The sequence below is a fragment of the bacterium genome, assembly GCA_035505375.1.
Lineage (GTDB): Bacteria > Hydrothermota > Tepidihabitantia > Tepidihabitantales > Tepidihabitantaceae > UBA2258.
Map to the genome: position 1 here is coordinate 18,034 of DATJQV010000049.1, position 11,327 is coordinate 29,360.

Consider the following 11,327-nt stretch of genomic DNA (forward strand, 5'->3'; position numbering starts at 1 on the left):
GTTCAGTGGGGCAGGATGCTGCCGAACGTACCCTTCCCGATCTTAAGGTCGGGCAGTTGCTTGATGCGGACCTCGAAGTCGTAGGTCCAGCGCGTTCCGAGCTTCTGGAATTTGACGAAAGCCTCCCAGCAGTGGAGGTCTTTGGTCAGGAGCAATCCGTAGTTTGCGAACTGTTTTTGGGCGAAGTTATATCCGAGGTCAGTAAGGTCGAACTTCCAGCCGGGGATGGCCAGGGCAGCAGTGCCCGTAATCATGTTGACTGTCGTACCTCCGCTGCGTCCGTAGGTGTGAGTGAAACCAAGCTGGAACCCAGCCGGCCACTGGTCGTCCGGGTCCGAGCAACCGGTGCTGTCCGTCTTCCGACTTGTGATGCGGTTCAAGTAGAACGTAGTCGCGACCGAGTAGTCTTTATCCATGCTGAGCGAGTCAAAGTTGAAGCCTGCTGTGGCATTGATGGAGAGATTCAGGTTTGACCCCTGGAGCGGCTGCAGGAGCGCAGTACCGACCAGCGGGCTGAGGCGTTTCACCGGGTTGGGATTCTTGTCGAGCAGGTCATAGGATGAAGTGAAGTTCACTGAGCCGATGTCGCGCTTGGTGTGATTCGTGTCCACTTTGGCCTGGAACGTGTTGCCGAGTCCCAGATTCACAAGCGCCTCGCTCGGGTCAAACGGATGCAGCCTGCCAAACAAGGGGCCGTAGTCGACCTTCGGCACGTAGTTGAGGTTTGCGCTCGGCGTGACCGTGTGCAGCAGCCCGTGCATCCCGAACGATTCGAGGCTGTAGACGCGGTAGAGCGTTACCTGGCTGGAGACGTTGCCAGTATAGCCTACTGTGACCGGCTGGGTATCCATCAGGTTGTCGGAATGCGTCAAACCCATCTGCTCGATCACCGAGAAAGTGCCGAGGAACTTCTGGTTCAAGCTTGCCCCGAGGTTGCTGGACAGGCGACGCGGTTTCGCATAAAGACTGTCGTTGTGATACGACCAGGTGGTGGCGAGCCCCAGATTCTCCGATGCCGTTGCAGCGCCGAGCGGGCCGAGCGTGTAGTCGGGACCGGATATGCCCAGTCCGGCATTGCCCTGGAGGTCGCGCAGTCTGGCGGTGTCGACGCTATTGGTCGAGTCCAGGTAGTCCTGCGTATGGTCCGAGAACGATGCCGACGGCGTGACGCCCCAGCCTGCCGCGATCGGGCGTTGAGTGAAGGAGAACCGTACCGACGGCAGGTCGGCCCAGCGGGTGTGCGTAGCGAACTCGGTCTTCTGCTGGGCCAGCACGGCTACGTTGCCTACGCGCCGCAGGTTCTTCGTCACCTGTCCGTAGGAATACAGATCCGGCTTGAGCCAATCGAGCTGGTCTTCCGAATAGTCCGGCTCGTAGCTCGCGTCCGACATCAAATCAAGCTTGCCGTCTAGTTGCGAGTCGAACAGAAAGCGCTCGGACCGATGTGTGGCGGACACGCTGTAGCGCCGACGATGCGTATCCCACTCCTGGATGTAGGAAGCATTGACATTGCCTTGTGCGTAAGGAGTAACGATGTAGACCGCCTCCGCCCGGCCCTGGATCCCTTTGTGGGTCATGAAGTCGGCGTAGAAGGTCATGTCTGAGTAGTCGTTGATGACCCAGTAGTAGGCCATGTCTTTGGCATACAGTCCCTCGTCCGCCGAATTGCCCACCTTGAACGGCATCAAGCCGGACTTGCGCTTTGAGGCGACCGGCACCATCCAGAACGGAACGGCCAGCAACGGCACATCAAAGAGCCTGAATACCATGGGTTCGCATATCGCTACGTCGTCCATGAACAGCTTGACGCGCGGGCCGTAGAAAACGTAGTGCGGAGGGTCGCGGTCGCAGGTCGTGTAACAGGCACGACGCGCGTCCAGCACCTGTTCATGCACCAGCCAGACCTCGTCTGCCCGGAAGAACCCGTTTTCGACGTGCGTGAACGCCGTACGCATCAGGCCCTTGTGCGAGTCGACGTTGTAGCTGAGCAGCTTGCCGGTGATGTTGGTCGGGCCGGCCGTGAAGAGCACGTCCTTGTAGGCCGACAGCACGTGCAGCTTGTCGTCATAGCAGATCGAGTCCGAGTGGACCGACATGTCGCCGTACCGCACCCAGGCTGAGTCGAGCAGCAGCACCTGTCCGGTCTTGGGATAGAATATGACCCGGTTTCCGCTGTAGTAGATGATGTCGCGGTGGACCGTGTCGGCTGCGGTCGTGTCAGCAGGCTGGGTGAGTAGCAGAAGGGCGAGCAGGAACACCGGGCTATGTTAGAAGCAAACCGGGGAAAGTCAAACAGAAAGGGACGTCAAATGGGGAGCGATGAGCCATTGAGTCACCGTCAGCCCCAAGTGCTAGTGTCCGTCATTTGTCAGTCTGCCGCCAATTGTCGCGAAGAGGTGACGGCCTTGGGTGAGGATCAGGGAGCCAAGCGCACCGAACATGCCCGCGACACCGATCCCGACCGGGCAGCCGGGTCTGCCGCAGAACGGGCACGTTCCGCACATGACCGCGTACGTTCCGGATATTCCGACCCACAGGCCAGAGAAACGCAGCAAGCCCGCGAGCACTCGCGCGGCTCGTCCGCGGGGCTCCACAACCGCCGGACTAGCGGGATCCGCGAGGGAACCAGCGCTCTCCCGTGCATTGGCCGGGGCTGGGCAGGGCTCAGTTCTCACTGGGGACATGGTATCGGCTGGCCCGCTCATGTCAAACGAACGGCGAGGTTAAGGTCAAGGTCGAGGTTAAGGGAGAGTGGTCTAGTGATCCAGTGATCGAGTGGGGAGGTCCGGACACTAGACCACTTGACCACTGGACCACGACGCTTTTCCGACTTCGCGAGGTTGGGCCCAGCGAGCGCTTTAGCGACGGAGGTTCCTGACAGTCAAGGCGATGACGAAGAAGAGAAGCCCGCACATTACTATTGTCGCCCCAGCCGGGAGGTTCAGGAAAACGGATACGGTGGTCCCGACCAGCACCGAACCGACTGCGCACAGTACTGAGATGAACATGGCGCCCCGGAATCCGCGGGCAACCTGCAGGGCCGTGGCCGCGGGCAGAATGAGAAGGGCTGACACCAGCATGATTCCGACGACCTTGATGGCCAGCACGACCGTGATCGCGGTTAGGAGGACGAGCACGAGGTTGATACGTTCGGCTTTGATCCCAGTGATCCGGGCGTACTCCTCATCAAAGGTGACCGAGAACAGGTCGTTGTAGAACAGCATGACGCAGGCGAAGACGACGAGCGACAGGCCGATTGACAGGTACACTTCCTGGGTGCTGACCGCCAGGATGTTGCCGAAGAGGTAGCTGAACAGGTCAACGTTAAATCCTCTTGACAGACTGGCCAGGATGACGCCACCGGCGATGCCGAGCGAGGAGACGATGCCGATGGCCGCGTCGCCGTAAATCCGCGCCTTCTGAGTGAGCCTGAGGATGAAGAATGCCGCCACAAGGACTACCGGAATCGCCACCCAGAACGGGTACAGGCCGAAGAACAGTCCGAGCGCAATTGCCCCGAAGCTGACATGGGAAAGGCCGTCGCCGATGAGCGATAGCTTGCGCAGAACCAGGAACAGCCCGAGCATGGCGCACAGTACGGCGACGAACGACCCGGCAAGGTACGCCTTCTGGATGAAAGCGTAGTGCAGGAAGTGGGCGATGGACATTGGAGCCTAGCCTCCACGTTCCGGCGGGCAGACGCCGTAGTACCGGTTCATCTCCGGCGAGTTGCAGAGGTCCGCGGACGGCCCGTAGTAGACGACGCGCCGGTCCAGGTAAAGCACCTTGGTCGCATGCTTGCCGATCAGATCGGTGTCATGGGTAATCAGGATGACCGAGATTTCCTGCTCACGATTCAGTTTCCCGATGGACTCCATGAAGCTCTCCCGGGCCTGCGGGTCGAGGGCGGTGCTCGGTTCGTCGAGAATGAGCAACTCAGGACGGGAAACCAGCGCACGGGCCAGAAACACGCGCTGCTGCTGACCACCGGAGAGCTCACCCACCGGCATGTCCGTCAGGTCAACAACGCCCATCAGGTCTAGCGTCTGCCTGACCCTGAGTTCGTCGCTCCGCGTGAGTCGCCGGGGGAAAGTCTTCTGCGACAACAGACCCAGGCCGACAACTTCCCGCACCGTAGCCGGAAAGAGCGGGTTGAACGCGTTCACTCGTTGCGGCAGGTAGCCGATTCTGCCCCAACCGGCGAATCCGGACAGGTCCTGACCGAACAGGTTCACACGGCCTTCGTACCTATCGGTAAGACCGAGAACGGTCCTTATCAACGTGGTCTTGCCGGCTCCGTTCGGTCCGGCCAGGATGACGTAGTCGCCTTTCTCAACCGCGAACGTCACACGGTCAAGAACCTCGATCGGCCCGTAGTCGAAACTGAGGTTCTCGACCGACAGGACGGTAGCCGCGTTACTTACACTCAAGCCCGGTTTTCAGGCTCGCAAGGTCGGCCCTCAGGATGTCGAAGAACGTCAGCCCTTGCTCAAGCTGGTCTTTGGTCACGTTGTGCGCGGCATTGAGGAGAAGCAACTTGGCGTCGGTTTCCCCGGCAATGGTCTGGGCAATCTTCGGGCTGGTCAGTTCTTCATAGAAGACGTACTTGACCTTGTCCTTTCTTACCTGTTCGACCAATCTGGCCAGGTCTTGCGCTGTGGGCTCGGCATCCGGCGACACGCCCTGGGCCGCAAGATACTTCAGGCCATAGCGGGCAGCCATGTAGCCGAAGGCATAGTGGCCGCCGTACACAATCTCTCGGTCCTTGCACGCGGCAAGGGTCGTTCGATAGGCAGAGTCCAGGGCGCTTAACTGCCGGCTGTAGTCGTCGGTCCGGCGCTCGTAGAGCATTCGGTTGGCGCTGTCCTTCGTCTCAAGCGCCTCGGCGATATTCCTTACCATCTGTTTGGCGTTGTCGAAGTCCAGCCAGATGTGCGGGTCAAGGGAACCGGGCGGCTCGTCTTCATCGTGGAATACGCCGGGAATCATCTTGGTGCTCTGGCTTGCGTCCACGACGATGAGGTGTTTGCCCGCGGCAGCCTTGATTACGTCTGCGGCCCAAGGTTCCATGAACTTGCCGGTGTAGACGAACACGTCAGCCTCACCGACCTTCACGATGTCGCTCGGCTTGGGTTCGAATGAATGAGCCTCGGCTCCCGGGGGCAGGAGCAAGGTCACTTCGGCTTGGTCGGCCCCGATACTCCGGGCCATGTCGTACAGCGGGAATAGCGTCGTCACTACCTTGACCTTGCGTTGCACCCGGCCGGCGGCGCGAGGGCCGGAACTGCACGCTGCCAGCGCGGCAATAGCGCAGGTCGCGACGACATAGACTGTCAGACTGGTTCTATTGCTCATGACCTTTCCTTTCATTGGCACTTCGGGCACATTCCTTCGACGTGCAGGCGGTGGCCGGTGATGCGGAATCCGGTAGTCTGCTCCAGTGTTTTGACCTGCCGGTGGAACGCGCACCTGGGAATCACTCCGACCGAGCCGCACTTCACGCACACGATGTGGTGATGGTGCCCGGACCCGTGTGCACTGCACGCCGCGTAGCGCACGACCCGGTCGCCAAGGTCAATCCTGACTAGCAGACCAATCTCCGCCAGCTCCTCGACAATCCTGTAGACCGTGGGAAGTCCCAGAGTGGCCATTCGCCTACGTACATGGCGGTGGATGTCCTCGACTGTACGGGCGTCGCCTGAACCAAGCAGGTACTGCGCCACCATTCGGCGCTTGGGCGTGGACTTCAGGCCGGCGTCACGCAGCAGCCGGCTGAGCTTGTCGGGTGTCATGGTAAACGGAAATCACTTCTATCTATCATGCCGCCGCTTCCAGCCATGTCAAGCCGGACGCTTCCGGTCATGAGGAGAGGTTAAGGCTAAGGCTGAGGTCTCAAGAATACCGAAGGGATGAATACGGAAAGTGCGGCATTCATCCTTCATCCCTCCGCCTTCATCCTCGTTCCTTTGTCCCTCCGCCTTCGGCCTTCTCCTCCGCCTCAGCCTGTGCGGTTACGACAGCGGACAGGAATCGCAGATGGGACGAGCGCGACAGTTCACCTTTGCCAACTGCACCAGCAGGGCATGGTATTCGTTGTACATGCCCGGGCGGCGAGGCAGTGAGGACTCGAACATGAGGCGCAGTACCTCGTATGGTTCGTCGCCGCCGACCAGGCCGTAGCGTGACAAGATGCGGCGCGTGTAGGCGTCGATCACGAACACGGGGCGGCCAAGCGCGTAGAGCAGTATCGAGTCGGCTGTTTCCGGCCCAATTCCGCTGCACGCGAGCAGCATCGGGCGGAGAGTCCCGGTCGGGATGCGGCGCAGGCCGGAGAAACCGCCCTGCGAAATCAGCCATTTGATGAAAACGGCAAGGCGCGCAGCCTTAACGTTGTAGAATCCGGCGCTGCGGATGAGCGGCGCGAGTGCGGCAGGGGAGAGCCGCGCCAGTATCTCAAGACTCAGCAGCCGCCTCGACTTGAGCACGGCCATCGCCTTCTCCACATTCGCCCAGGCCGTGTTCTGGGTGAGGATCGCGCCGACCGCCACCTCAAGCGGAGTGTCACCGGGCCACCAGTGCTGGGGACCGTAGGCGGCGAGCAGGATGCCGTAGATTCGCTGGAGGGCTCGGGCGTCAGCCCCGGTATCCAAAGTGCGAAGTATCAAGGACAAGGGACAAAGCAATGAGGAACGGACAAAGTCCCAAAGACGGACTCGATTGGGCCTTGTTACTTAGGCCTTGCTTTGTCCTTTGGATTTTGTCCCTTTGGACTTGGTCTTGGGGGGCGGCGCCTGGGGTTTGGATTCGGGCGGCGGTGCTGCCGTGCGGCGCGAGTGCAGGGTACAGAAGGCGGTCGGGTCTGTTCCGGTGATGAAGACCTCGTAGCGGACGCGCGGACAGTAGGGCGTCGCCCGCAGCCCGGTCTGCTCGCAGATGGCCACAGTCGTGACGCTGTCCGGAACCGGGAAGCTGTCCGATGGGAGCGTGTCCGGATTGACCGTCTTCATGAAATCGCCCCAGATCGGCGCCGCGACCACGCCGCCGGTCGCGCCGGAGAAAATCGTCTTCTTCTTGTCAAACCCGACCCACACGCCGCAGGTGATTTGCGGTGTGAAGCCGATGAACCAGGCGTCGGCGTAGTCGTCGGTCGTGCCGGTCTTGCCCGCGGCCAGCCCGTCGTAGCCGAGCTGCCTGATTTCGGTGGCCGTGCCTTCGTTGACTACGCTCTCCATCATGTTGGTCAGCACGTATGCGGTCTGGGGCCGAAGCACGGCCTGTTCCTCGGGCCGATTGTCTTCAAGCACGTCGCCGTGCGCGTCCTCGACCCGCGTAATCATTATCGGTTTGACCTTTATGCCGTTGCTGGCCAGCGTGTTGTACGAATCAACGAGGTCCATGAGCGAGACTTCGACCGAACCCAGTGCCAGCGAGAGGTACGGCTGCAGGGTCTCGGTAATCCCCATCAGGTTTGCATAGTGTGCCACGACCTCGGGCCCGACTTTGGCGATGAGGCGGACGGCAACGAGGTTCCGCGAGAGCGCGAGCGCCCGGCGCAGGGTCATCCGGCCCATGAACGTACCGTCGTAGTCGTGCGGCTGGTAGTCGGGCTGTCCCGGCACCTTCAGCGTCAGCGCGGAGTCGAGGCCGATGTCGGCGGCGGTCATGCCGCTGTCGATGGCGGCGACGTACACGAACGGCTTGAACGCCGAGCCTGCCTGTCGCTTGGCCTGAATCGCCCGGTCGAACTCACTGTGCTTGAAGTCCCGGCCGCCGATGAGCGCCCGGATGTACCCGGTCCGCCCGTCCATTGCCAGCAGCGCGCCCTGCAGGTACTTGGGCGGGCCGATGGTTGAGTCGTGTTTCGCCTCCGCGTCATAGTCGGCCATGGTCGGCCTGAGGTTGAAGTCCTTCTCAAGCTGCGCGAGGTGCGACTGCAGAGCCAGATTGGCCGCCTGCTGCATGTCGAGGTCCAGGGACGTGTGGATGATGGCCCCCGACTTGTATACAAAGTCGGCTCCGTACTTCTCCATCATGTAGCGCCGGACTTCTTCGACAAAGTAGGGGGCCAGATTGCCGCCGGCTCCGGGAGGAAGGACCGCCAGCGGATGCTTGAGCCCGGCATCGAGCTCCTTCTGGGATATGCAGCCGAGCCGGAACATCTTGGTCAGGTAGAAGTCACGACGGATCAGCAGCCGGTCCGGATGGTTGTAGGGCGAGTAGGCCGACGGATTGGCGAGCATCGCGCCGAGGGTCGCGCACTCCACCGGGCTCAGGCGGGCAGCGGTCTTGCCGAAGTACTTCTCGGCTGCGGCTTCGACGCCGTAGACCGAGCCGCCGAACCATATCTGGTTGAAGTACATCTCGAGGATTTCCGACTTCGAGTAGTGCCGCTCCAGCTCGATGGCGAGCGCTATCTCCTTCAGCTTGCGGTCCACGCTCCGTTCCGGGGTCAGGAACATCGAGCGGGCGAGTTGCTGGGTGATGGTCGACGTTCCCTTGATGTTGCCGGGATGTTTCACCATGCTGAGCGCCAGCCCCGGTATCCGCTCGATGTCGATTCCCCAGTGCGAGTAGAACCGCTTGTCCTCAATTGCCACGACTGACTGTCGCAGGCACGACGGTATGGACTCAAGCTGGACCGGACGTCGCTTCTCCTGGTAGAAGTCGTAGATGACGCGGCCCTTGCAGTCGAGGATGCGGGTGCTGGCCGGCGGGCGGAAGTTGGCGATGCTGTCGGCAGAAGGCAATGAAAACCAACTGGCAGCGGCGAACTGAGGGAGAAGCAGGGCCAGCGCAAGCAGCAGGCGTGGAGGTCTCATGCCGGTTGGAAGGTGGTTACGGGTTCGGATTTGAGACGGTCTCCCGTCCTCGGTCGTCGGTCCTCGTCGCTACTGCGCCTCGGCCAGCAGTTCGGCAACGTCCTTGATGCGAAGCTTGGCTTCGGAGTCGGTCGTCTTGACCGCGTCTTCAAGGGTCAGGGTACAGTACGGGCAGGCGGTAGCGAGAATCGTGGCGCCAAGGTCGACCGCGTCGGTCACGCGGGTCTCGGCCAGCCGGCCCTTGCCCGCGGATTCGAACCACATCCGGCCGCCGCCGCCCTCGCAGCAGAGGCTGGTTTCGCGCGAGCGGTCGAGCTCCACGAAACGGTCTCCGGCGAGCGCCTGAAGCACCCGGCGCGGCTGCTCAAATACCTTGTTCTGCTTGCCGAGGTAGCAGGGGTCATGATACGTGACGACCTCTTCAAGCTGGCGCTTGGGCTTGAGTTTGCCGGCGTCCATCAACTCGGCCAGCAACTGAGTGTAGTGCATCACCTGCACATCGAGGCCCGGATAGTCATTCTTGAACGCGTTGAAACTGTGGGGAGACGTGACAACGACCCGCTTCGGGTTCCGTTCTTTGATGAGCTTCGTATTCGAGTCGCGCAGCTCCTCGAACATCCCCTGCTCGCCGATGCGCTTCTGCTCGCTCGCGCAGCAGGTCTCTTCCTCGCCGATGACCCCGAACTCGACTCCGGCCGCGCGCAGCAGCCTGACCAGCGCCTGGGCTGCGGGCTGGCAGCGCGGGTCGTAGCAGTTGGTGCAGCAGGTGAAAAGCAGCACGTCGGTCTTGTCTCCCGGCTTCAGAACCGGCAGGTCAAGGCCCGCTGCCCAGTCCATCCGCTTCTCCCGTCCCCGGCCCCACGGGTTACCCTGCAGATAGGTGCTCTCCAGCGCGCCCTGAATCTGAGTCGTCATCCGGCCGCTCTCGATAATCTTCGAACGCATCTCCACCACGAGGTCGGAAGGCCGGACCGCCTTCGGGCACCGCTCGGTGCAGGTCGTGCACGTCGTGCACTCCCAGAGCCCCAACTCGTCCGCGTTCAAGCCCTTGCACTCATCGTTCAGATAGCAATAGACCAGCTTGCGCGGGTTCAGGCTCGACTTCATGGAAACCGGACAGCCGCCAGAACACCGGCCGCACTGTATGCACGACTTCAGTTCGAGGGTTTCGATTGACATGGGCTTGTATTCTAGGAAGGAAGGTTCCTAAGTCAAGGAAGCGGGGGAGGGCAGGGCGAAGTCAGAAGCGAGAAGCTGGAGGCTGGAAGTCAGAAGTGCCGGTGTCGGTTCTGCCGGCTCCCGGGCTGGCGGCCGGGTCGGGTGTCACTGTCTTGGAGTGGACTCGTCCGATCCGTCGGATCCGTCATATGCCAGGGTCGCGCGGCAGGCGGGATAGGCCGAGCAGCCCCAGAACTGCTGGCCTGGGTGTTCGCCCTTGCGCGCCGTGCGCAGGGCCATCGGTTTGCCGCACCGCGGGCAGGTAGGAGACACGGCAGCGGACGACGCGGGCTTGCCGCGTGAGCGCTCCGCGATGCGGGCTGCCGCCAGACGCTCGCTGTACCCGCCGCCCTTGATAAAGTCGCGCTCCATTGACGCGGTTAGCCGGTCGAGCAGGTAGTTGGTCTGGTGAATCAGACAGATGAGTGCGTTGGCGACGGTTGCCGGGTCCGGGGAGGAGAGCCATGGTGCGTACTCGGCCTGATCCGTCGGCTCCGACCGGTCGGTCGGATGCTTGAGTCCGACCGCGCGCACTGCCCGCGCCTCGGCATCGTCCTTGTCCCACTGGGCGAGGCCACGCTGGCGGAGGTAGTCCTCGTAGTCGAGCAGCAGTTCGTCGAGGCTGCCGCGGGCGACCTGCGTCAGGCGCAGCTCGGTCTGGCTCGATGTTGCGGCCGCGCGGCTGCCTTCGGCGAGATTCTGCCGCCCGCTTCTTGCCGCCTGAACCATCTGGTCGTGGGTGCGCGAGCGCTTATCCACGAACCGGTTGCAGAAGTCCACGGTTGCGTCATAGATGACGGTTGCCGCCTGAAAAGCCCGCAACCCACGGAAGCCGCCGCTCGGCCGCAGCCGACGGGGTCGGTCTGGAATCTGTCCCACCTACATCACCCTCATGGCCAATCCGGCGCGGCCGACCGCACCACTGGTGCTGTTCATTGCTGTCGCCAGAAGCTGCACGTCATCGACCATTGGCGGCGGCGGGGTCAGTCATCATCGCTTCGGGAGAGACTCGACGGGGATGACGTTGTAGTCCTTGAGGACGCCCTTTTCGTCGACTCTCGTCGCCCCTTCGAACTGGTTCCGCAGTACATTGAAATGCCATTCCTGGGTCTGCGCGTCAATCTTGACCTTCAGTTGTGCGGCGTCGGTCGTCCACGCTTTCATCTTCGTCCTTGTCGCGCCGAGGAAGACAATATCGGGGCATGAGCGGTGGTCACTACATACCGACGCGATGAGGAGCGCTCCCGCCAGCTTGACGATGTTATTGTCGGTGACCTTCATGCCTTTGTC

General features: G+C 61.8%; 11 protein-coding genes. All 11 read right to left on the bottom strand.

Annotated elements, in window-relative coordinates; all coding sequences use genetic code 11:
* Positions 1-2: 2 nt before the first annotated feature.
* Positions 3-2,258 carry a putative LPS assembly protein LptD gene (locus VMH22_08040; protein ID HTW91644.1) on the bottom strand — a complete coding sequence of 752 codons (2,256 nt, stop codon included), beginning with the start codon at positions 2,256-2,258 and terminating at the stop codon, positions 3-5.
* Between the two features lie 93 nt (positions 2,259-2,351).
* Positions 2,352-2,675, bottom strand: coding sequence for a hypothetical protein (locus tag VMH22_08045; GenBank protein ID HTW91645.1), 324 nt, complete (start codon positions 2,673-2,675; stop codon positions 2,352-2,354).
* Between the two features lie 183 nt (positions 2,676-2,858).
* The gene (locus tag VMH22_08050; protein ID HTW91646.1) at positions 2,859-3,668 is read right to left on the bottom strand and encodes a metal ABC transporter permease; all 810 of its coding nucleotides are present in this window, start codon (positions 3,666-3,668) and stop codon (positions 2,859-2,861) included.
* 6 nt (positions 3,669-3,674) lie between these two features.
* Positions 3,675-4,430, bottom strand: coding sequence for a metal ABC transporter ATP-binding protein (locus VMH22_08055; protein ID HTW91647.1), 756 nt, complete (start codon positions 4,428-4,430; stop codon positions 3,675-3,677).
* Complete coding sequence (locus VMH22_08060; GenBank protein HTW91648.1) at positions 4,417-5,355, bottom strand: zinc ABC transporter substrate-binding protein; 939 nt, start codon at positions 5,353-5,355, stop codon at positions 4,417-4,419. The genes VMH22_08055 and VMH22_08060 overlap by 14 nt, the downstream gene beginning before the upstream one ends.
* Before the next feature lie 11 nt (positions 5,356-5,366).
* Complete coding sequence (locus VMH22_08065; GenBank protein ID HTW91649.1) at positions 5,367-5,792, bottom strand: Fur family transcriptional regulator; 426 nt, start codon at positions 5,790-5,792, stop codon at positions 5,367-5,369.
* A 219-nt stretch (positions 5,793-6,011) separates the two neighbouring features.
* On the bottom strand, positions 6,012-6,665 hold the full coding sequence (locus VMH22_08070; GenBank protein HTW91650.1) for an endonuclease III domain-containing protein: 654 nt from the start codon (positions 6,663-6,665) through the stop codon (positions 6,012-6,014).
* Positions 6,666-6,731: 66 nt separating this feature from the next.
* On the bottom strand, positions 6,732-8,819 hold the full coding sequence (locus tag VMH22_08075; protein HTW91651.1) for a PBP1A family penicillin-binding protein: 2,088 nt from the start codon (positions 8,817-8,819) through the stop codon (positions 6,732-6,734).
* 69 nt (positions 8,820-8,888) lie between these two features.
* Positions 8,889-9,998 (bottom strand): (Fe-S)-binding protein, encoded by a 1,110-nt coding sequence (locus VMH22_08080; protein HTW91652.1) that lies wholly within the window; start codon positions 9,996-9,998, stop codon positions 8,889-8,891.
* A gap of 144 nt (positions 9,999-10,142) precedes the next feature.
* The gene (locus VMH22_08085) at positions 10,143-10,916 is read right to left on the bottom strand and encodes a four helix bundle suffix domain-containing protein (GenBank protein ID HTW91653.1); all 774 of its coding nucleotides are present in this window, start codon (positions 10,914-10,916) and stop codon (positions 10,143-10,145) included.
* A gap of 111 nt (positions 10,917-11,027) precedes the next feature.
* A partial coding sequence (locus tag VMH22_08090; protein HTW91654.1) for a hypothetical protein occupies positions 11,028-11,327 on the bottom strand: 300 nt, incomplete at its 5' end.